Below are 22,165 nucleotides of genomic sequence, written 5' to 3'. Positions count from 1 at the left end.
AAGCTAACGTTTCGCGGATGAAATAAAAGCCTAGTATAAGCGTACAATTTTATACTTACTTATATTTTAAAAAAACAGGCTCCGTCGAAAATCGACGAGAGCCTGTTGATTGAATCGTTACAGTCCGTTAAACCGGGGAAGCCGGGATTCGTATGGTCACTTTCGTACCTCTTCCCGGTTCGCTATCCAGTTCCAGCGAAATGCCGTATTCGTATTTCAACCGTTTGTTAATATTTCGTAAACCGACCCCTTGAGAATCGTCGGGACCGCCTCGTTCAAGCAGCGTCTTCAAGCGTTCCGGGGAGATGCCGACGCCGTCGTCGGCCACGACGAAACGCCACTCTCCGTCCGACTCTACCGCCGTCATCGTCACCGTGCCGCCTTCGATGCGATCGCCGATGCCATGTCGGATCGCATTCTCGACAAGCGGCTGCAATAGCAGCGGCGGCATGCGCAAACCGTAGGTAGCCTCCGCAATATCATATTCGAAGCGAATGCGATCCTTGAAACGGGCTTGCTCGATATCCACGTACGTTCGAATGAGGCTGAATTCTTCGGCAAATCCGATGCGCTCGTCCGCGTTGCTGAACCGGAAGCTTCCCCGCAAGTAATCCGCGAGATCGGCAATCATCTTCCGCGCGCGATCCACATCCTTATAGCTTGATGCCACGATGCTGTTCAGCACGTTGTACAAGAAGTGCGGCTTGATCTGCGATTGCAGGAATGCCACTTCCATATGGACCGCACGGCCTAGCGATTCCTTCATCGATAACAAGCTGCCGATTCTGGCCTTCAGCTCCTCCAGATCGAACGGCTTAGGCAAATAATCGTTTGCCCCGGCCTGGAATGCCGCCACCTTGTCTTGGGGTTGAAAGGCCGCCGTCACCATCAGGACGGGCAGCTCCAGCAGCGAGTATCGCTTGCGAATTTCCTGGCACACTTCATATCCCGACATGCCCGGCATCATTAGATCGAGAATAACGAGATCGATTCTGCCCGACCGGTCGATTTGCTCCAGCGCCTCGTACCCGTTCTTGACCGCGATCACGCGATAGTCGAGCGCTTGAAGCGCATCCAATAAAACCTTCAAGTTCACGTACTGATCGTCGACGATCAGTACCGTATGCTTGCCGTCGACATTCGCATGATGAGGCGTCTCGAAGGAATATTCGGTCTCCTTGGGCATGACTAGGGGACTTGAATAGGATAAGAGCAATGCCTCTGCGCTTCTGTCGCCGGCGACGGGAAGCGTGAACGTAAAGGTAGAACCGACTCCGGGCGCGGACGCAACCGAAAGCGTCCCCTTCTGCAGCTCGACCAGCTGCTTGGCGATCGAAAGGCCTAATCCGAAGCCGCGTTGCCGTGTTCCCTCCAACGATTTGAACGGTTCGAAGATGAACGGAAGGTCCTCCGGTTCAATGCCCGTTCCCGTGTCGTGCACCGCGATTTCGAGCCCGCCTTCATGCTCCCTTCCGGTAATGACGATCCTTCCGTGCTTCGTATGTTTAATCGCATTGTCCAGCAAGTTTCCGATAACTTGGCTCATTCGAACTTCATCCGCCAAAGCGGGAGACAGCTCGGCTGGGATCATATTCACCAGCTGAATATCGTTTTCCGTGCACAGATAGGAATAGAAACGCACTTGCGCCTCCGCGACCGAGCGGACATCGATCGGCACCGGAACGATTCTCAGCTCGCCTTGCTTCAGCTTGGACAGGTCCAAGATATCGTACACGAGCTGCGAAAGCGTCCTCGTAATGTCGGTAACCAGCTGGAGCTTTTCCCGCTGCTCGGCGGTAGGCGGATGTGCCGCATCGTCCAGCATCGAACGGGAAATATTCATCACGCCATGAAGCGGCGTCTTGAATTCATGCGAGGTTCGAGCCAGGAAATCATCCTTCAGCTTGTCCGCTTGCATCAATTGCCCGGACAGCTCCTCGATTTTCTGGAACGCGTTCGAGAACCGGAGCGACATCAAGAGCGCAAGCATCAGTAGGACAAGAAAAGGTTCGATCGGAGGCAGCGAGTAGATCGGAACGCCGAAATAAACGTACATATTCTGGTTGAGCACCAGTACGTTCAATGCCATAGCCGCCATGGCCAAATACCAGCTGCCCGCCACTTTGTGCAGGACCGCGCATACGAATACGTAGGTTGCATAGAGCAACGCGAAAGTCACGTATAACGACGTCAGCAGGCGAAACGGCCCCGTCGTGATCTGGGTGGCGAAGCCGATGTGCAGCAAGGTCAAGATCGCCCCCGCAATCAGACCTCCCCGCGCGAGCCATTGGTGGCTGTAAGGCCGGAAGGCTGTATAGACATACAAGAAAAATCCGGCCCCTACGCCAACCGTCAGGGTCATCTGAATGCGGAAATACAGCCAGAATGGAATCGGGCCGAYCACGTCGAATAGGACCCGCTCGCCGCTGACGCTCGTGAAAGCGGCTATAAATACGCAAACGATGCCGAATACGACAAGCGATTGATCGTTTCTCCGCTGGGAAAACAGTCCGATAAAATACAAGCCCATGATCAGAAAGGCGGTTAACGCGATCCAATCATGCGCCGTCGCCCGATCGCGCAGCCCCGCAATTTGCTCGGCCTTGCCAAGCTGAAGCGATTCGTTGATTCCGCTGCTTACGTGGAATTCATGGTTTGCCACCTGAATCAAGATTTCATTCCAGCCCTGCTGCAGCGTGAAGTAGCTGACGTACGGCTTGTTAAGCGCTTGATAATGCCCCTTCTCGCCCGGATTCCCGCTTGATCCGACGACCTGGCCATTGATGATGAGCCTATTGGAAATGTGGATAGACGCTGTTTTCAATCCATACACCGCGCTTGCATCATCGATTCGAAGCTGCAGGCGATAGGTCGCCATGCCAATCGTATTCATCTGCTTGGACCATGACCCGGGGACCTGAATCAACGCAGGCGATGATCCCCCTGCATCGGCGGATGAGAGAGAACCTTTACCATTAAGCAGTCGATCCGGATAAAACGCCCACTTCCCGTCCAGCCTGACGACTCCGTCTTCTTCGAAATTCCATGCGCTTAAGTCCATGGCACCGTTCGCCGCTACAGGCATAGGTTTCTTATTCATGGAGAAATAGGTCAACAGCAGCCCGTAGGTTGCCAACAATAGAGATAACGTAATAATCGCCGCCGCGGCTTTTTTTCTCATCGGGCTTGCCGCTCCGTCTTGTCTCTCGTCTGCCGGATTAACTCCAGCGTCTCCTCCTCCAGCTCTGCGCCTAATTGATTGCGCACCGCATTCTCCAGCTGCAGGCAGACTCGATACGCTTCATTCCGATTGCCCGTCTCCAGGTGCAGCTTAATCAGCTCGCGTCCGTCGATCTCGGAATCGGGGACAAGCGACAACACGTTCTGCATGCCATCCGCCGCGAGCGCGCGATTGCCCTGTCTTCGAAAATACGCGTACCCTTTCCGAAGCGCGCGGACGTAAGAGGCTTTGATCTCCAGCTGTCGGGCGGTGGCCCAGCCGAAATCGCAAGCTTCCATGTATTCGCCTTTATACATCCTGTTCATTGTGTCGTAGGTCCGTTCATCCATGGCCTCTTCGGACATTACGCCCCTCAGCAGCCGCTCGAATTCGGTTGCATCGACCGCGAGCCCGTCCAATTCGGCGACGAATCCTTGGTCCGCTTTGCGGATATGGATCGGGATATGATGCTCCGCCAAGCTTCTTCTTAGATAGGACAGGCAGGTGTACAAATACGTTTTCGCCTTGTTCAGATCGTAGCCCGGCCATAATGCCTCGATAATGGATGCGGTATTCACGGATTTTCCTTCATGGTGGATCAGAAACGCGCAAAGCTCCTTTTCCTTTTTCGTTTTCCATGCCAGAGCCTTGTTCGCATCGCCCCGCACCCCGATATGGAAGCCTCCCAGACAGTTGACGGTCGAGGCGGCGCTTGCGCTCTGGCGCGTCTGACCGACGGATTCGGATAAGGTTTGTTTAATGCGCGCAACCGTGTTCTGCAATCTATCTTTCGTAAAAGGTTTCAATAGGTAGTCGGTCGACTGTATTTCGAACGCTTCGACCGCGTATTCCGCGTAGGCCGTCGTGAATACGATTGGTATTTGAGGGATCATGCTTCTGATCATTCTAGCAGCTTCCGTCCCCTTCATTCCGGGCATCTGGTTATCCAGAAACACGGCATCAACAGGAGACTGGGTCAACGCATCGATCGCTTGAATCGGATTGACATATCTTCCGGCGACCTCGACGCCCCCGATCTGACCGAGCAATATTTCCAATAGATCCAGCGCATCTTCTTCATCGTCAACTATCATTACTCGCATCATCGGGGCTTGTCTCCTTGTTGTTCATATAGCTCCTCTTTGATTTCGTCCTATTGTACCATATGCTGGTATTATCGGATCAATGGAGATTGCTAGATTCTGATCCCTTTTCATCCAATGGCACTTAGAAGCTCGCTCGCGATATTTCAGCAGTTACTATTATCCGGTATACTCCAACTATCCAATGCATTTGGCGTGAAGCACATGCCGCTTTGATCTTGAACCCTATTAATGGATCGTGGTCAGGGCGGCTTTTCTATTTTCAGGTGACGGGGGCGATGTTGGTGACTGTTATTGATAGGAGAATCGAGGAATGGTTAAAGGAGCAAATTTCCGCAGAATCCAATCCGAGAAGACGCGAACGGCTTAAGAGCGGGTTAGGTCATGCAACGATTGAGTTTCTAAGATCGATCTGGTATCCGACAATAGGCAACCTGGATCACTTGTATCCCGAATGGGAGCTCCGCGACCTTAACAATAAGTATCGCTATCTCGATCTGGCGTACATGCCCTTGGGAGCCAAAGGCTGCATCGAAATTCATGGATACCGCTCACATGCTAGGGACATCGAGGCTTGGAGATTTAAGGATCTGTGCATGAAGCAAGCGCTGCTTGGACTTGACGACTGGTTGTTCCTACCCATTGCCTACTTATCGATTAAGGAAGAACCCGAACTTTGCAGGCAACTAGCGCTTTCTTTTGTAGGCAAGTTTGTCGCGATGCCCGTGACGGCTGGTCTTTGCTGGGATGAAGCTGAAACGCTGCGCTTTGCTCGCCGACTGCTTCGCCCCTTTACCTCCGGAGAGCTCGCAGCTCATCTCCAACGATCCGATAGGCAGGCTAGACGTACGTTGCAAGAGTTAATGGATAAGAACTTGTTGCTGAACATTGGAGATAAACAACGATACCGCGTCTATAAGCTCGCTGACTTTTAATAAACCAATAACGGACAAAATAGCCGCTTAAACTAACAATCGACAGTCACCGAGGTGCTAATGGACAAAAGCGACGCTAAGAAGGCAAATGAATACTAGTTTAGTTACTTAAGCGCCTGTAACGATCCGTAATGTCCATTAGAAACTACGCAGAGCATTAAACGATCGCTAAGCGTCCGTAGTGTCCATTAGAAAAACACCCGAAGCCCGAACCCTTCCATATCAATCTCATATTAATAGATTATTAGATTGGATGGGAGGGATATCCATGCTTGTTCATAAAATATTGAAACATTCCCGCGGGAATGCTGTTGTGCTTAAAACGGTGTCAGGAGAAGAAATAATTGGAGTAGTCATTAGAGTGAAAGGCGGAGTCGTCCAATTAAAAAACCAAACGGGAAGAAACATCTTTGTAGTCATTAACAAAATCGTCGCTGTCATAAAATAAAAACAAGCCCCTTCCGCGTTAAGAAAGGGGCTCGCTTGCCTATAGATCACGACATCCCCGCCCTATCGCGGAATTCCTGCGGGGTCATATTCGAAAAAGCTTTGAACAGCTTTATAAAATGCGGGACTGCCTGATAACCGATCGTTTGGGCAATCTCGTATATTTTTTTGTCGCTGCTGCGCAGCATGTAGGAGGCTAATTCCATCCGGTAGCGTTGGATGTGATCGCTCAGATTGTTTCCCGTCTCCGCCCGGTAGGCTCTCGACAAGTAGGCGGGATGAAGGCCGATATGCGCCGCGATCGTCTGCATCGACAGATTGCCGTCCATGTTCTCCTCGATGAATTTATGAACCTTGTCAACCATGCTCGCCTGCTTCTCGCCCCCATCCTCCGACTGCTCTCTAAGACTTCGGAGCATGAAGAAGGCCCACTTCTCCAACTGGTTAAGCGAAGGCGCGGCCGGCATGAGCCCGAAGGAGGAGGCGCCGATCTCGCTAAGCAGCTTCCCTTTCTTGTGCGCCATGTACTGGTAGGCGTTAGCAATGGCAAAATAAGCTTCATTGGCATGCTCGGGAGGGTAGTTCTTGCTTCTCAGTTCGGCGAATATCTCGATCAGCTTCTCCTCCGCATGCACCCAGTTGCCCGTATCGAGCAAATGAATGAGAAGGGGAGGCCGATACAGCGAGGTGAGCGTTCCGATCTGCACCCGATCGGAATTGCCCGCGATCCTCATAAATACGCTTTGCCGATTCTCCTCGATCGCCCTCATTCCATCGATGACCGATCGATACAGTCCCGGGATGCCCTCGGGAAAATACGCCCAATCCTCCGCCAGCACGATGGATATGCTGCCGCTGAGCAGCGAGCCCACCTTTTTCTTCAGCGCTGCGGCCCTAACGTCCATTTCATTCCGGAGATCCTGCTCGCTGGCGTCCGCGCTTTCTTTGGCCGATACGATCATAACGAGATATTCGTTGCAATCCCGGCAGAACCACAGATGGAACGCGTCCCGGAACAGCTCCTCCGCCATATTCGTAACCGCATATTCGATAAGCTCTTTATCCATGCTTTCATAGTCTTGAAGCTTTCCTTCTAGCCTGACGACGAACAAGCCCACTCTCTGCTGCAAGGTAAAAGGGATGTTCAACAGAAACAGCTTCCGTTCCAGCTCCGCGATCGGAATGCCGTAACCGTACAGCAGACGATTCAGCAGCTCGCCCTTGAGCGCGGGCAAGTTCTCGCGAAACGCATAGGCGTCCCGATGCTGCTCCTGTTGCAGCTTCTGTTCGCCGGCGATTTCCTCCGCTAACTTGCCCAGCGTCTCCCTCATCTGGTCCGGGTTCACCGGCTTCATTAAGTACCCGGACGTGTTATACGGGACGACGCTTTTCGCATATTCGAAATCCGCATAACCCGATATGACAACGATTTTAACTTTGCGTCCCATTTCGCGAATTTCATGAATCAGCTCGATTCCGCTCATCTCCGGCATCCGTATATCCGTAATGACGATATGGATGTTTTGTTCCCGATAAAGCGCCAGCGCTTCTCTCCCGGAATAGGCTTTGTGAATACGGCCGATGCCAAGCTCTTCCTTCGGAATCGTAGCGGCGAAGCTGTCCACCTGAGAGGGGATATCATCCACGATCAGAACTTCCAACATTGGAATCGCCTCCGTTCTTAATCACCAACGTCACTCGAAGCCCGCCCAACTGCGAATGCTCAACCAGAAGTCCCGAGGTATGCCCGAAGTAGTTTCTTACGCGCTGATGGACGTTGCGCAGACCCAGACTAAGATCCGCGCTCGACTGCAGGTTTAAGGAATGCCTTAACGCCTCCAAGTCGGCTTGTTGCATGCCGACTCCATTGTCTTCCACGGATAGCTTCCAGCCATCCCCGGTCATGCTGCCGGTGATGACGATCTCGAAGCTCCCGATCTTACCTTCCATGCCGTGCACGATCGCGTTCTCGACGAGCGGCTGGATGAGCAGCCTCGGCATAAGAATAGCGGGCATGCCGTCTTCCATATGTTCATGAAAATGCAGACGCTCGGACTGCATCCGGTGGATTTCCAAGTAATTGCGAATCAATTCCATTTCCTCGGMTAATACCGTCAATTGCTGCTCCGTTCGGGTCGTATAACGGTAGTATTGGCTCAGATGCTGCGTGAAGGCGACGATCACTTTCGTTCGTTCCAGCTGCGCCATACTCTGAATAAAGGCGAAGTTATTGTACAGGAAATGCGGATTGATCTGCGCTTGCAAATGCTTAAGCGACGATTCCTTGGCGTGAAGCTGCTCCGCATACACCTTGTCGATGAGCGTCTGAATGTCCTCGGACATCAGGTTGAACTGCTCGATCAAATAATGAAATTCGTTGCGATTCTCGCGCTTGATCCGATGATTATACACGCCCTTCCGAAGCGACTTGACCGCTCGGATGAGATCGTTGATCGGCAGCTGTACGTTGCGGTACAGCAACGCTGCGGAGGCGATGCCCATCAGCAGCAGCAGCAAGCCCGAAGCGTAGAACATTCGCTTGCTGTGGTCAATCRGCGCAAGCACCTTCTTCATCGGCTGGAAATCAACCATATACCAGCCCAGCGATTCCGAGGTGACGTAGTTGACGAGATACGGTTCATCCCGAAACGTAATCTTGACCGATCCTTCGGTCGGATTCTGCGCTCGAATGGTCTCGAATTTGTCCGCCATGGCGGCCATCAGATCGGGATCAAGGTCCCGCGGCACGAGCGGATCATAGTCCGGATGGTAGAGAAACGGCTGTCCGATACTGCCTTGCATGAACCTTTCGAGCATTTTCACAAGATTAGCCGACGTGAACATCACTTCGACATACAAATTCGGATTGCCCTTCTTGGAAAGGATATCGAACGGGGTAATCAAATCGCGCACGAACGCCTTCTCCGGTCCCCGGTCCGCCACGATGACGCGATAATCCCAGCGCTCCTGGACTGCGTCCTTAAAGTATTCCGCATCGTAATTTTGCTTCAAGTTCGTAGAAACGACGATATCCGATAGAGGCGAATACACCGTAAAATCATTGACCCATTCGAAGGAGGTCGACTGCATATCCAGCTTCTGCAGCAGAAGCCTCTTCGAAGCCAACACGGAATACGCGGGCTCGGCGGAAGTGTGCAACTGCAGCTGCAGCGTGTCCGGGTCGGTGGCGACGACAAAAGCAGATCTCCATAGCCGGTCCGCCTCGACGTCCATCTGTTCAACAAAAAACTTAATCCGATTCAGGTTGATCTGAAGCAGCTCTTGCTCGACAACGCCCGTACTCGTTTTATTCGAAGAATTGTACATGAGTATGATCGGGATAAGCATCAGGACGATAACGATGATCACTTTCGTGAAAATATTCAATTTTCCAATCGGACCGCGTCTGATTCTGTACATGAGGCTCACCTGATCTGATCTCTATTTTTTAGGGTCGATTACGCTTGGAAATATAACGCTTTCATTGTTTCATGCATTCGCCCTAGGATTTCACCGAGCCAAGCACGATGCCTTTGACGAAATACTTTTGGAGAAACGGATAGACGAGCAGAATCGGCAGCGCCCCGATAAAGATTTGCGCCGATTTGACCGTTCGGTTAGAAAAGTTCGCTACACTATCCAATGTTACACCGACCCTCGACAGGTTGTCACTAACAATCATGGAGTGCAAATAAGTCGCAAGCGGATACCCGTCCGGATTGGACATGTAGATCATGCCGTCGAACCATGAATTCCAATGGAACACCATCGTGAATAAGGACAACGTCGCAATGGACGGCATCGATACGGGCAAATAAACGCTCCATAGCACTCTCAAATGGCCGGCACCGTCGATATGGGCCGCCTCCTCAAGCTCCTGCGGAATCGTCCGGAAGAAATTGAGCATCAGAATCATATTCCATACGCTGACGGCCGTAGGCAGAACCAACGACCAGATCGTGTCGATCAAATGCAGCTTGCTTACCAACACATAAGAAGGGATCAGCCCGCCCGAGAATAACATCGTGAAGACGAACACCCAGATGTAAATTTGACGGCCGGGGAACTTATGAATGGATTTCGACAAGCTGTACGATGCCATCGTGATGACCGCCATCGACAGCACCGTGCCTAACACCGTCCGCTCGAGACCGAAGCCCAACGATTTGATGAACATCGCGTTGCTGAGCGTCTTCAAGTAAGCGTCCATCGTAAAGCCGACGGGCCAGAAATTAACGATATTCGCCGTTGCGGCTGCCCGCGAGCTGAAAGACATCGCAAGCACGTGAAGAAGAGGTAGAATGCAAATCAGCGACAGCAGACTAAGAAAGAACGTGTTCKAGATCGTAAAAGCGGTGTACCCTCTAGAGCGATAGCGCATCGTCTCTGCCTCCTCAAGCTTATATTAAAATATCCGATAGTTGGCTAATTTGAAAGCTAATCTGTAGCTGATGACGATCAGAACGAAGCCGATCGCCGACTTGAATAGGCCGACTGCCGTTCCGAAGCTGAACTGTCCGTTGTTCAAGCCTTCCCGATAGACGAACGTATCGATGATATCGCCATGCGAATAGACGAGTGGATTGTAAATATTAAGAATCTGATCGAAGCCCGCATCCAGAATCCTGCCGAGCGACAACGTCGCGACGACGATCACGATCGGCATCATCAGCGGAACGGAGATCAGCCTCACTTGCTGCCAGCGCGTAGCCCCGTCGATTTCGGCCGCTTCGTACAGAGCCGGATTGATTCCCACCAGCGTAGCGAGAAAAATAATCGCGGAAAATCCGAATTCCTTCCATACGTCGCTTAACACGACCGTGAACCGGAACCAGTTGCCGTTGCCCAAGAAGAAGATGCTCTCGATACCGAATGAATTGAGGAGACGATTGACGATACCGCCCTCCGTCGACAAAATATCGATCATAATGCCGCCTAGAATAACCCACGATAGGAAATGCGGCAAATAAACGAAGGTCTGCACCGCTCTCTTGAAATACATTTTGCCGACTTCATTAAGCAGCAGAGCGAAAATAATCGGAATAACCAAATTCACGACCAGCTTGAACGCCGAAATAATTAACGTATTCCATATGATTTGCTTGCCGTCTGGATACGTGAACAGGTACCGGAAATGGTCTAAGCCTACCCATGGCGAATTTTTAATCCCTAGCCATGGCTCGTAATCCTGGAAGGCAATAACGGCCCCGAACAAAGGAATATATTGAAACACGATGACCAATGCCAAAGCCGGCAACAATAAAAGATGAAATGGCCAAGTTTTTCGCCAGTACGCCGCCATTACGAACCCTCCCTTTCCCCTAAAAAAATCGAGGAGGAGCGAGCGAGCCAAGGCTGCCCTCTCCTCCCCTTCCATTTATTGATTCTTCAACTGTCATCCGTGATGGTTTACTGGTTTTTCGCGTACCATTCATTGACTTCGTCCGTAATTTTCTGGCCGCCGTTATCCAGCCATTGCTTAACGAAATCATCGAAATATTCGATCGGCTTGTCGCCGTAAATGATCTTCAGATAGCTTTCCGTAGCGAGCTTCTTAAGCAATTCGCCCTTCGACTTCATCGTTGCCGTCATCGGACCGGTAAAATAGTTTTTGCCTTCGGAGACGGTTTGGTTAATCCGAACGCCCGCAGCCGCTAGCTGTCTAGGCTTCATTTGCTTGACGTCGAATTCCATGGACGTTACCGCTTCGGCGTTCGGGTCGGCCAGGAACTTCTTGACCGCTTCGCTGTTGGAGTTCGGAATGCTCGTGAAGTTGCCGAGAATATTCGTCATCATGAAGCGGATGTCGATCGTGGCGCCGTCCTTGAGCGGCCATTGGTCCGCCGGTACGCCTGCCGCTTCGTAGTTGCCCTTGATGACTTTGCCGTCCAGTTTCACGTAATCGTAACCTTCATGGTAGCCGTCCTTCCAGCGCGGATCGAAGTACGGGTCGTCCGCCAATTCCAGCTTCTTCGCAATAATTTTGTTAAAGTAGGCGAACCAGGCATCGATGTGCTTGAAATCTTTGTTGAACACCGTGAAGCCCTGCGTCAGCGGCTTCTCCGCGCGTCCCGTCAAGCCAGTCGGCCCAGCGGGGAGCGGATACGGCTGGAAGTCGGCCTGCGGGTTGTTCTTCGTTGCGTCGCCGAGCGGCCAGTCGCCCATCCAGAACGGTCCGAACATAATGCCGGCCTTGCCGCTTGCCGCGAGCTCGGAAGCTTTGGCCGGATCCTTGATGCCGGCTTCCTTGTCCATGTAGCCTTTGCTCATCCAATCGCTCATCTTCTGCAGATACAGCTTGGCGTCCGGATGAATCGCGCCGTAGCTCAGCTTGCCGTCATCGCCCTTGTTCCAGAACAAGCGCACGTCGTACGTATTGATCATTTGATCCGTAAGAGCGGAGACGATCGCGTCCGTCTGGCCCATCCACGTCCAAGGTCCTTCCTTGAGCGGCACGGCCAAGCCGATTGTGTCCTTCTCGCCGTTCTTATCCGGATCGCCTTCAGTGAACTGCTTCAGAACGTTCTCGAATTCGTCCAGCGTTGTAGGCGCTTGAAGTCCTAGATTATCCAGCCAGTCTTTGCGAATCCACATAACCGTGCCTTCGTCGCCCATGAAGAACGCAGGCAAACCGTAAATCTTGCCGTCCTTCTTCACTTCGCCGAGCGCGTAGCCATACTTCTCCAGCATTTTCTTATATTCGGGATGCGCGTATTTCTCGATCGCTTCGTCCAAAGGCAGCAGCTTATCCGCCGCCAGCAGGTTTTGCAGCGGGTCATTCCCTGCCGCGAACGCGTCAGGCAGCTTGCCTCCGCTGGACAACAGCAGGCGAAGCTTCGTATCGTAATCTTCCGGCTTGGTCACGATGAAATCGAATTTCACGTCGATCCCCATGTTTTCCTTCATCCAACGCGTGTTGGCGTTGTCCTCCATCGATTCGCCGGGCTTGAACGCGTTGCCCCTCGAGGTGCCATCGTCTACGATGGCCGTCGTAATCGTAACCGGAGGATCGAACTTCTGCTTCCAAGCTTCCGTCGCCTCTTCTTTATTGCTATTGTCTGTTGTTGGACTGCTTGTTGCGGCTGTAGAGTTTCCGGTGTTATTATTGTTGCCGTTGCCGCTCGTGCATGCCGCTAATGTCGGTAATAGTCCAATTGCAATCGAAAGTGCTAATAGCTTTACAACCTTCGCATATCGAATCATCGTTTTCCCCTTTTCCCTTCGCATTTAGTGGTACGATTCAAATTATATGGACTAAGCGGGACTGCGTATATATTCGAATTTTAACGTGATAAYGAAAAACGTACATTACAAAAATGGTTAACGCTGAATGAGCGCTAGCCTTCTATTGTGAACAAGTACTTTCTCCGTCCATTTACCGACGTTACGTTTGCCTGTATTTCATACAGTCTAATCGCTCCCAATCGCCTGTAAATTTACTTTTGAGTGGAATTTATACAACCAAAACTGGCATCCCGGCCCTCAGTAAACTTTCTCCGTCCATTTGACTGTACAAAATCCAATCAAACTCTGATAACTTCTCGTTCCTCGTTTTTTTGATTGTAGGATATCCAATCAAAAACCCCTTCCATTGATTGGAAGGGGCGTCGTTCTTCTGAGCAAATATAGATTGGAATTATCTTCAAACCCTTAGCAACCCGCGAAAACCTCTGGCAGCATAATAGGATTCTGCTCCATTGTGGTACACGAAGACAGTGTCGTAGCGGCGGTCACAAAAGAGGGCTCCTCCGAGTTTTCTAATAGGAGCAGGTGTTATTACCCAGCTCGATGTTTTCAAATCAAAATTCCCGAATTCCTGCAGCTTCCGGTATTGTTCTTCCGTTAACAGCTCAATACCCATGTCGGCAGCCATATCCATAGCGCTATTGGCAGGTTTATGCTCTTTTCTTGAATCCAGCGCAACACGGTCATAACAAATGCTTCTGCGGCCTTTCGGACTTTCCGCTGAACAATCAATGAAAATGTATTCGTCCGTCTTCTTATCATGGCCAACAACGTCCGGTTCGCCGCCGGTTTTTTCCATTTCACCCAGCGACCACAGTTTTTCAAGATTAGCCTCGAGCTTTGCCTGCACATCGGTCCATAACAGGTCCTCATGGCGGTTCGTGTTTTTCTCGAATCGGCCTTTCAATGTTTTGAGCAGCCCTTCAATTAGTTCGGGCGACAGCTCCCGGTTTGTCATGTTAGTTCCTCCTCATCATTTGTATGGCTCCCCTACAACGTCTCCGTAGTAAGCGTAAATCCTTCAATAACCGCATCTTCGTCGACCTCGATTAAGATGCATCGTTTCCCTCTATAATTGACCTGTTTCACATATTTTAAATCTTGCGGGCTGACCGAAATCGTAGCTACCTTCGTATCGATCTTAATCGATTTCGAAGTAAACTTCGGTATGACGCTGGTCGCTTTGAGCTCATAATTTTTGTCGTCGACAACCGTTTCGAACGCCAATTCCACCTTTTCCGTCGTCACGTTGTCCACGCCGCTTGCAGTGAGCATATGTGCTACATCCTTATAATCCAGTTTCGGGGGCTCTTCCTCTTCGCTACTCTCGATGATCTGGTGAATTTCCTCGTACACATGAGCGAGCGTTGCCGCATCGAGCTGCTCCCCTGCCACTTCCTTCACGATTTCCTCGAAAATAGCTCTCTCTTCCTGCGCCGTCACGGACTTCTCGGCATTCAGGACCTGTTCGATAAAATGCGGATTCGGTTCATTGGATTTACCCGCGCAGTACATAATGCGATTCACGTCGGAATAGTTGTCCGTCACGCTAGGATAGAAAAACCCTTGCTCCGGCGCATTCAATTTGATGATCGGATCTACGAAGACATTATACTTGAACTCCCTCTCGACATAATCGAACATAAGGGTGTTGCGCTGTTGCTCCGTAGAATTCACGCTGCACAGAATGAACGGATTGACGAACAGCTCGTCCTTTCCGCTCTCCTCGGCCTCTTCGTTCCTTTCCTTGGTCGGGCGAAAATATTGTCCGCGGACGAAAGTAACGACCGTATCCCGTTCATACTTCGTATCCGCCAACATTTTGTCCACCATCAGGATCATCAGATCATGCCATTCTTCCGAATCGCCGGTCACCAACGCTTGATGGAGAAGCACCTGTGAAGGGTCCACCGCTTCATCCATGAACTTTAACTCGAATTGCTTCTGATCCAATTCACCTGTAAGCAGCTTTTTGAAATTGCTCATGTATAGCTCTTGCTTCTCTCTGTCCAACATGGCGAACGGCTGACGCTCGTAATGATAAATTTCGTTGCTCTCTTTCATGATGTACACGTTAAGAATCTCGAAAAGGTTAAGCAAATCATTATCCAGCTTGAATTGTTTGCGAATATGCGCAAGCTCTTTCTTGATCATGTTCCGTCAGACAGCTCCTATGCAAGCGTAAACGGCTGTCGCCGTCTTTGGGCGGCGCAAGCAAACGTTTCGCGGATGAAATATAAGCCYAGTATAAACWTRAATWTTATACTTCTTATATTTTAGTAAGATGGCCTTGCCCGTATAACTGAATAAGTTATTAATGTTCATTACGTACTAAGCCGCAGCTCATAAAAATACTGGACAGCGGGATGCTTTAGCTTCATTTGGCCGGCTATGTTCAACAACCGCTTCTTCCCGACTCGTCTGTCGACCAAGGCTAAAATATTCAATAAAATATCGTTGCTCTCCATGCTCGCCTCGATCGAAGTGGATAGAAACGCATTCGCCGTCACGACGAAGTTCGATTTGCTTAATGAGGCTTGCGCCGTCATCAGCTGCTTGGCTAGCTCTGCTTTTTTCCTGCTTCTAGCCATCACTTGCAGCCGATCCTCCGGAATGACTCCCGACGCGCCTTTGCGTACGGCTTCGATTTCTTCGTCAGTGATCGGGATGTAGATGCCAGCATCATTCTTAATGTCCAGCTCCGTCTCATACCAACGGATCAAGGTCGTTTTATCGATCATATTGAGCACGTTCTTCTTGTCCGCCGCAATATAACAAAGTCCAGCTTTATCGGGCAAATAACGGTAGCCCGTTGCTCGGTATTCGACCCTTCCGTTTAACGCCGGACTGAGAAAGCTCTCCAGCTGCTGCTTCAATTTGCTCCAGGACATGTCATTCACCTATGTTCTCTATTATAAACTGCCTGTTGAGACAGTCATACTCTATAATAACCTAAAAAGGCTCAAGCCGCATGGGCTTGAACCTCGTTCCGAACCTATTGGCGGCCCATTCCTCTACCGCCCCCTGCACCTCCTCGGCCACCGCCTCCTTGCGATAGGGTGATTTGAGTGATTTTTTCTCCATTGACCGTAACATCTCCGCCGTTTAATTGAGCTGTACCATCCGCATCAAAAGCTGACGAGGCTTCAACCGTTATGGTGCCTCCGTTAATATAGAGATCGCCGTTCGAATCAAAGGCGTCCGTATCCCCGCTGCCCATACTTACATCAATAGTGCCTCCATTGACTTCAATAACGACTTGACCATCGACTTTTTGCGAGGCGTTAATCCCGTCATCCTTCGCATACAACGTGATTTGTCCGTCATTAATCTTGATGCTCGTCGACTCGATACCTTCTTCGCTGGTCTCTATGTTAATCGTGCCGCCATCGATTTGTACAAAGCTGTTACCTTGGATGGCATCGTCTCCAGCGGAGATCTTGAAGTCGCCGCCTTTAATAATGATATATCCAAGAGCAGCATCCTCGTCGTTCTCGCTGTGCAGGGCATCCTTGCCCGAATTGATCGTAAGCGTTCCATCGTTGATAAGGATCGCATCATTGGCCTCTAAGGCATCCGCAGAGGACTGAATGTTGTAAACGCCTCCTGTAATTTTCAGATCATCCTTGGAAGAGATCCCATTCCCGTCGTTCGATACAATATCCAAGCTTCCGGTTCCATTCAGGGTCAGATCTGCTCTGGAGAAAATAACGGCATCCAAATTCGTATCTCCATCCGCCACATAGCTTCCGGTAACCTCCATATAGCTCTCGCTGTCCGTGGATGTAACGAAGACTTTATCCGCTTCTTTCACGTAAATGGCAGGTGAATCTTCATTGGTAATCCGGACGCCGTCAAGGACGATTTGAACTTTCGCATCCTCGGCTGCTTCAACCACCACCGTCACATTGGTTGCCTCACCACTTAAGACATAGACACCTTCTGTATTCAGCGTCACGTCTTGATCGTTCTCTAATTTAATCTGCGTTGCGCCTGCAAGGTCCGCCGACTGTTCCAAATCCCGTTCGCTGAACAATTCCGATGTGTCTTGTACGGAAGCTTCCGCTGTTGTCGTTTCGCTTGATGACGTTGTCGCGCTTGAACTCGGTGTGCTTGTTTCTTGAGTAATTGCTGTTTGAGTAACTGCTGCATCCACACTGACATCTTGTGCGTTAGAGCATCCCACGGCAGATACGCTAAGCAATAGGGCCAACGTAATAGCGCTTATTTTCTTCGTTTTTTTTGTTTTCATGAATGAACACTCCTTTATTTAAATAATGTTATCGCCTCTCGTCCTATTTAAACTTTAATACAGCTAGCTTTAGCCAACCTTAAAAATAAAAACGAAAAAGGCTCAAGCCGCATGGGCTTGAACCTTTTCTTTTGCCGAGCTTACTCGAAATGCTTAACCTTTATCTCGTACGAGAATATTGCGGTATTTGCCAAAGCCTCCGGTTGCCCCGGTACCTGCTTCCAGTCCGTTCACATCAAGCAAAGGCAATTGCGGCTCGCGAGGGCCGAAGCCTGTGAATAGGCCGCCGCGGATATGAGCAAAGCCTGCATCCGACTGCAGATCAAAATCGGCAGGATATCCGCATTGATCGCTCTGCAGAGGCAACGCATCCCCTTTGTTATACGTAGCCGCTGGATGTTTCTGACGCAGTACCATGTTCACATCGGGCTCGTACCAGAAGCTGTCGAACAGATTGACTTGCTGCTTGGTATTCCCGTCCTGCAAGAACACGCCATCCTGATTCTCGCTGCCTACGGATATAACAACCCCGCATGCCGCCGTAGCGTGCGTAACACGATCAATCAGAATAAGTCCGCCCATCGTTTTGTGCAGCAGAAACTCATCGACAACGAGCGGTTCAGAGACAACAATATCGCAGCTCACTAGCTCGTTTTTGACCGCTGTAGTAGCCGCAAGCAAGTTGCCGTTATTGACGTCCACCTTGTGGTGCAGCTCCGTCACCAAGGCAGGCAACAGCTTCGTGCCCAGCTTGATCCAGTATTCCTTGCCCGGAACGAGCTGTTGTTCATCCATCCACAGCAGCGTCGTCGAAAGGACGGTCGATGTTTTCAAGCCTGCATCTTTGGACAGCACGCAGCCGCGTGATACGTCGACCTCACGATCAAGTTGAATCGTCACAGGCTGACCGGAGATCGCGCTGTCTACCTTCTTCTCTCCGATGTGAAGAGACTTGACGACTGCCGTCTCGCCGCTTGGCAGAATAGTCAGCGTCTCGCCAACGGCAACCTTGCCTGCTTCGATCTGTCCTTGGAAGCCGCGGAAGCTATGATCCGGACGGCTTACTCGCTGAACAGGCATGTAGAAGCCGCTCTCCGTGATATCCGTAGAAATATCCACCGTTTCCAGATGCTCCAGCAATGTCGGACCGTCATACCATTCCATATTGGCAGAACGCTGCGTTACATTGTCGCCTTCTGTTGCCGAGACAGGAATGATAACGGCATTATCCAATCGAAGCTCCTTGCGAAGCTGCTGAATATCCTCGGTAATGTCCAGGAAACGTTGCTTATCGTAGCCTACAAGATCGATTTTGTTAACCGCGAATATAAAATGCTTAATCCCCATCAGCGCGCATATACGAGCGTGGCGACGAGTTTGCACCAGAACGCCCTGCTTGGCGTCCAGCAAAATAACGGCTAGATCGGCAAATGCCGCACCAACGGCCATATTGCGGGTGTATTCCTCATGCCCCGGCGTATCGGCAACGATAAAGCTGCGCCTTTCGGTATTGAAGTAGCGGTAAGCAACGTCAATCGTAATGCCTTGTTCGCGCTCAGCCATCAGACCGTCAAGCAACAGGGAATAGTCGATAGCTCCGTTACGGCTGCCAACCTGACTGTCCAGCATAAGAGCCTGCTCCTGATCGGCGTATAGCATTTTGGAGTCGTATAGAATATGGCCGATAAGCGTTGACTTTCCGTCGTCCACGCTGCCGCAAGTAATAAATTTCAGAAGACTGCTTTCCGTATGACTCATTAGAAGTACCCCTCCCGTTTGCGCCGCTCCATGCTGCCTGCAGCTTCCTTGTCAATGACGCGGCTTGTTCGTTCGGAAGTCGTTGCCGATAACGTCTCTGCGATAACCTCATCCAGCGTATCAGCTTCCGACTCAACCCCGCCTGTAAGAGGGTAACAGCCTAATGTACGGAAACGCACCATCTTCATCTCGGGAGTTTCTCCCGGTAGCATCCGCATGCGATCATCATCCACCATGATGATATTGCCGTCACGATAGACAACCGGGCGCTCAGCTGCCAAATAAAGCGGAACAATCTCTATATTCTCGCGTTGGATATACTGCCATATGTCCTTCTCCGTCCAGTTGGAGATTGGGAATACGCGCATGCTTTCTCCCTTATTGATGCGGGTATTATAAAGCTTCCACATTTCCGGACGTTGGTTCTTCGGATCCCAAGTATGCTGCTCGTTACGGAACGAGAAGATACGCTCCTTAGCACGAGACTTCTCCTCATCGCGTCGTCCTCCGCCGAAAGCGGCGGTAAACTGATACTTCGTCAACGCCTCTTTGAGCGCCTGTGTTTTCATAATGTCCGTATATGCCGATCCGTGATCAAACGGATTGATGCCCTCTGCAATAGCGGCTTCGTTGCGATGAACAATCAGTTCGACGCCGAGCTCCTGCGCTCTGCGATCACGGAACTCAATCATTTCGCGAAATTTCCAGCTAGTATCGATTTGAAGCAGCGGAAATGGCGGCTTTTCGGGGTAAAAGGCCTTCATCGCCAGATGAAGCATGACCGACGAATCTTTACCTACCGAATAAAGCATAACCGGGCGTTCACATTCAGCGGCAACCTCCCGAAAAATGTAGATCGCCTCAGCCTCAAGCTTATCCAAGTGTGTCAGCGACATGTGTATCACTCCTATAATGCCAATTTGAATCGCTGCTGACCACGATAAATCGATGTGGTCGGGATCGTCTCCTCAACCTATCCACGCAAAAAAAAATCAGCACAATTTTCATATTATTATATGTTTTTTCGATTTGGAAAACCAGCACTCATTACGCAAACGTTTCACTTGAGTAATCCGTTAAGATTTGCGTTCGTTTTACGCAAACCCGCTTTTATTTTGCGCAAAAACGAGCTATCATAATGAGAAAAACTCCTATCGGAGTATCTCAAGGATGAGCGACCGCGTTTAAGCGGAAGTTTTTATCGCCAATCTGAATGATCTACTTTACGCTTTATCGCTGTAAAGCACTTAAACATTCTGATGTGGTCAAATAATAATAAAAGGGGGATGCCGGGTGACTTTAAAGCAAATAGCAGCTATGGCAGGTGTATCTATCTCAACCGTATCGCGCATTTTGAATTCCCCTGACAATAGCTTTGCCACTAAAGAAGTGCGCGACAGAGTATGGATGGTTGCGAAAGAAATCGGCTATATACCGGACCAGAATGCCAGAGAACTCAAGCTTGGCAAACGTTCTTCCCGCAAGTCGTCCCCTCCTTCCATCTCGTGCATATTGGGTCGTACGAGACAATTGGAAGATGATCCATTCTTTGCGCAGATGTCTCGCGCCATCGAACAGCAAGCGCTGGATTTGGGTTATGCCGTTCGTCATTCCTATTCTCTCTTCGATATCGAGACCGATGCACTGCTTGATCAGATCGAATCCTCCCATACGGACGGCGCAATCATATTGGGCCGCTTCAGCAACGACAGCATGAACTTTCTCGAGAAGCACTACAAAAACCTGGTCTATGTAGGGCGAAACGTCATTGCTGCCAACTGTGATCAGGTCATATGCGACGGATATGAAGCTACGCAAATTGCGATTATGCACCTGATTGCTAACGGACACAAACGAATCGGTTATATTGGGGAGACGTTAAACGAGGTAAGGTATGAAGCCTACCGCGATACCCTTCACAAATACGGACTGGAATTCTCGGAAACTTTGGTGAGCAACTGCCCGCAGAACGGCCCTGGCGGCTATCAAGGTGCCGAGGAGCTTTTGGCGAAAGCCTCCCCGCTTCCAACTGCCGTATTCTGTGCAACGGACATTGCGGCAATTGCCGCGTTGCGACGATTTACCGAGGCAAAGATCAAGGTGCCTGAGCAGCTGTCGATTATTAGCATGGACAATATCGAGCTGTCCGGTTACGTATCTCCGATGCTGACGACTGTCGGAATGCCCATTGTCGAGATGGGGAACTGGGCAGTGCAGCTCCTAATCGATCGGATGAATAAGCGTCATAAGCTGCCTGCCAAAGTGTTGTTGCCGAACAAGCTGATCGTTCGGGAAAGCGTCGCAAAGATATCGATTACTTCTTAATAAACAAAACTCCCGCCCCGATTAATCGAATCGAGACGGGAGTTTTTGCGTTCTTGGAATCCGAAGAAAAGAAAGTTTAAGACTGGCATCCGCTGATTACGCTAACGGGCAGTTTAGTTCCAATGTGTGGTAAAATAGTTTCTGTAAGACCAATAATTTTACACGGGCAAACCCAGGTGATTTCCATGAGCTTAACCCACGAATTTTTTCTACTTAGCGGCGATTTTGATTTGAATGAAACATATGAATGGTACCGAGCTAATCGTCATACATGGATTGAGAAGTCTGTAGTATCATATGAAATTATTCAATCCGTGAAGGACTTTTTGAACTGGTTGCCTTCATTTGATCCTGAAACAAAAGAAAGTCAAAGAGGCTTAAACTACTATGGGGTAACCGTTATTAACAAGCAGGGAGCAGAGAAGCTAATAAAGATATTAGATAAATGGCTTAAACTAATCGAAGAAGCACCTGATACATTTAGTTTCAGAGGAGAAACTGTTTGGAAAGAAGAAGAGAATGATGATGATTACTGGGAACAAACAAGAAATTGGTTGAAGCGAGATACAATGCAGAATGAATTAGAAGTTTTAATTGACTTAGCTGTCAAAGCTTCAGGTAATAACCAACTGATTCTTCATTTTGGAATCTGAATTTATACAGCAAGGAATTGAACTATCGGAGAATCTTAGTACAAAGAATAATGAGGCGGCCAGTCGCCGTTTTCGAAGTAATTGCTTTTAAAAATGAGGTGACAAATGTTGAAGCTTATAAAGCATGAACCTGAGTTTCCACCAATCGAATTTTTTATAACTCGTTTCTTTGTTGGCGATAATTGTTTGTTTGAACAGGAAACAAAAGTTTCATTGCCTACCTTAAT

The 22,165-nt window shown here is 50.0% G+C and carries 17 protein-coding genes; 4 read left to right on the top strand and 13 right to left on the bottom strand.

The annotated features are described in order from the left end of the window. Positions 1–127 precede the first annotated feature (127 nt). Both AB4Z33_RS17270 and AB4Z33_RS17265 read right to left on the bottom strand, forming a co-directional pair. The gene (locus tag AB4Z33_RS17270; RefSeq protein WP_442051096.1) at positions 128–3,181 is read right to left on the bottom strand and encodes an ATP-binding protein; all 3,054 of its coding nucleotides are present in this window, start codon (positions 3,179–3,181) and stop codon (positions 128–130) included. After that, positions 3,178–4,326 carry a response regulator gene (locus AB4Z33_RS17265; RefSeq protein ID WP_442051095.1) on the bottom strand — a complete coding sequence of 383 codons (1,149 nt, stop codon included), beginning with the start codon at positions 4,324–4,326 and terminating at the stop codon, positions 3,178–3,180. The genes AB4Z33_RS17270 and AB4Z33_RS17265 overlap by 4 nt, the downstream gene beginning before the upstream one ends. A gap of 281 nt (positions 4,327–4,607) precedes the next feature. Between AB4Z33_RS17265 and AB4Z33_RS17260 the strand changes: the two genes are divergently transcribed. Both AB4Z33_RS17260 and AB4Z33_RS17255 read left to right on the top strand, forming a co-directional pair. Continuing rightward, positions 4,608–5,258, top strand: a complete 651-nt coding sequence (locus tag AB4Z33_RS17260) for a transcriptional regulator (RefSeq protein ID WP_442051094.1) — start codon at positions 4,608–4,610, stop codon at positions 5,256–5,258. A 268-nt stretch (positions 5,259–5,526) separates the two neighbouring features. Further along, entirely contained in the window at positions 5,527–5,706 is a 180-nt protein-coding gene (locus AB4Z33_RS17255) for a hypothetical protein (protein WP_442051093.1), read from the top strand. 46 nt (positions 5,707–5,752) lie between these two features. On the opposite strand, the gene AB4Z33_RS17250 is transcribed toward AB4Z33_RS17255, so the two are convergent. From AB4Z33_RS17250 to cysD, 11 genes are all read right to left on the bottom strand, one after another. Then, positions 5,753–7,369 carry a response regulator transcription factor gene (locus tag AB4Z33_RS17250; RefSeq protein WP_442051092.1) on the bottom strand — a complete coding sequence of 539 codons (1,617 nt, stop codon included), beginning with the start codon at positions 7,367–7,369 and terminating at the stop codon, positions 5,753–5,755. Continuing rightward, entirely contained in the window at positions 7,344–9,125 is a 1,782-nt protein-coding gene (locus AB4Z33_RS17245; protein WP_442051091.1) for a sensor histidine kinase, read from the bottom strand. The genes AB4Z33_RS17250 and AB4Z33_RS17245 overlap by 26 nt, the downstream gene beginning before the upstream one ends. A gap of 82 nt (positions 9,126–9,207) precedes the next feature. Continuing rightward, the gene (locus AB4Z33_RS17240) at positions 9,208–10,086 is read right to left on the bottom strand and encodes a carbohydrate ABC transporter permease (RefSeq protein WP_442051090.1); all 879 of its coding nucleotides are present in this window, start codon (positions 10,084–10,086) and stop codon (positions 9,208–9,210) included. Between the two features lie 24 nt (positions 10,087–10,110). Then, a complete protein-coding gene (locus tag AB4Z33_RS17235; protein ID WP_442051089.1) occupies positions 10,111–11,007 on the bottom strand; it encodes an ABC transporter permease in 897 nt (298 codons plus the stop codon). 107 nt (positions 11,008–11,114) lie between these two features. Continuing rightward, positions 11,115–12,908 (bottom strand): extracellular solute-binding protein, encoded by a 1,794-nt coding sequence (locus AB4Z33_RS17230; protein ID WP_442051088.1) that lies wholly within the window; start codon positions 12,906–12,908, stop codon positions 11,115–11,117. Between the two features lie 439 nt (positions 12,909–13,347). After that, entirely contained in the window at positions 13,348–13,908 is a 561-nt protein-coding gene (locus AB4Z33_RS17225) for a DUF4256 domain-containing protein (protein ID WP_442051087.1), read from the bottom strand. A 32-nt stretch (positions 13,909–13,940) separates the two neighbouring features. After that, entirely contained in the window at positions 13,941–15,104 is a 1,164-nt protein-coding gene (locus AB4Z33_RS17220; RefSeq protein WP_442051086.1) for a DUF4317 domain-containing protein, read from the bottom strand. A 170-nt stretch (positions 15,105–15,274) separates the two neighbouring features. Continuing rightward, the gene (locus tag AB4Z33_RS17215; protein WP_442051085.1) at positions 15,275–15,841 is read right to left on the bottom strand and encodes an SF0329 family protein; all 567 of its coding nucleotides are present in this window, start codon (positions 15,839–15,841) and stop codon (positions 15,275–15,277) included. Positions 15,842–15,945: 104 nt separating this feature from the next. Beyond that, complete coding sequence (locus tag AB4Z33_RS17210) at positions 15,946–17,202, bottom strand: carbohydrate-binding domain-containing protein (RefSeq protein WP_442051084.1); 1,257 nt, start codon at positions 17,200–17,202, stop codon at positions 15,946–15,948. 153 nt (positions 17,203–17,355) lie between these two features. Then, positions 17,356–18,960, bottom strand: a complete 1,605-nt coding sequence (locus AB4Z33_RS17205) for a sulfate adenylyltransferase subunit 1 (RefSeq protein WP_442051083.1) — start codon at positions 18,958–18,960, stop codon at positions 17,356–17,358. Beyond that, positions 18,960–19,856, bottom strand: a complete 897-nt coding sequence (gene cysD / locus AB4Z33_RS17200) for a sulfate adenylyltransferase subunit CysD (protein WP_337102044.1) — start codon at positions 19,854–19,856, stop codon at positions 18,960–18,962. The genes AB4Z33_RS17205 and cysD overlap by 1 nt, the downstream gene beginning before the upstream one ends. Positions 19,857–20,253: 397 nt before the next feature. Between cysD and AB4Z33_RS17195 the strand changes: the two genes are divergently transcribed. Continuing rightward, the gene (locus AB4Z33_RS17195) at positions 20,254–21,285 is read left to right on the top strand and encodes a LacI family DNA-binding transcriptional regulator (RefSeq protein ID WP_442051082.1); all 1,032 of its coding nucleotides are present in this window, start codon (positions 20,254–20,256) and stop codon (positions 21,283–21,285) included. A gap of 122 nt (positions 21,286–21,407) precedes the next feature. Continuing rightward, positions 21,408–21,938 (top strand): hypothetical protein, encoded by a 531-nt coding sequence (locus AB4Z33_RS17190; protein WP_442051081.1) that lies wholly within the window; start codon positions 21,408–21,410, stop codon positions 21,936–21,938. The last annotated feature ends 227 nt before the right edge of the window (positions 21,939–22,165 follow it).

The organism is Paenibacillus sp. 2TAB19, from assembly GCF_052115185.1.
GTDB lineage: Bacteria > Bacillota > Bacilli > Paenibacillales > Paenibacillaceae > Pristimantibacillus.
Note: the sequence above shows the minus strand (reverse complement) of the source record. Positions and strands in the feature narration are given on the sequence as shown.

Coding starts and splice junctions, on each gene's coding strand:
- AB4Z33_RS17265 (WP_442051095.1), bottom strand. CDS start 4,326: ATGATGCGAGTAATGATAGTTGACGATGAAGAAGATGCGCTGGATCTA.
- AB4Z33_RS17255 (WP_442051093.1), top strand. CDS start 5,527: ATGCTTGTTCATAAAATATTGAAACATTCCCGCGGGAATGCTGTTGTG.
- AB4Z33_RS17250 (WP_442051092.1), bottom strand. CDS start 7,369: ATGTTGGAAGTTCTGATCGTGGATGATATCCCCTCTCAGGTGGACAGC.
- AB4Z33_RS17235 (WP_442051089.1), bottom strand. CDS start 11,007: ATGGCGGCGTACTGGCGAAAAACTTGGCCATTTCATCTTTTATTGTTG.
- AB4Z33_RS17230 (WP_442051088.1), bottom strand. CDS start 12,908: ATGATTCGATATGCGAAGGTTGTAAAGCTATTAGCACTTTCGATTGCA.
- AB4Z33_RS17225 (WP_442051087.1), bottom strand. CDS start 13,908: ATGACAAACCGGGAGCTGTCGCCCGAACTAATTGAAGGGCTGCTCAAA.
- AB4Z33_RS17220 (WP_442051086.1), bottom strand. CDS start 15,104: ATGATCAAGAAAGAGCTTGCGCATATTCGCAAACAATTCAAGCTGGAT.
- AB4Z33_RS17215 (WP_442051085.1), bottom strand. CDS start 15,841: ATGTCCTGGAGCAAATTGAAGCAGCAGCTGGAGAGCTTTCTCAGTCCG.
- AB4Z33_RS17210 (WP_442051084.1), bottom strand. CDS start 17,202: ATGAAAACAAAAAAAACGAAGAAAATAAGCGCTATTACGTTGGCCCTA.
- AB4Z33_RS17205 (WP_442051083.1), bottom strand. CDS start 18,960: ATGAGTCATACGGAAAGCAGTCTTCTGAAATTTATTACTTGCGGCAGC.
- cysD (WP_337102044.1), bottom strand. CDS start 19,856: ATGTCGCTGACACACTTGGATAAGCTTGAGGCTGAGGCGATCTACATT.
- AB4Z33_RS17190 (WP_442051081.1), top strand. CDS start 21,408: ATGTGTGGTAAAATAGTTTCTGTAAGACCAATAATTTTACACGGGCAA.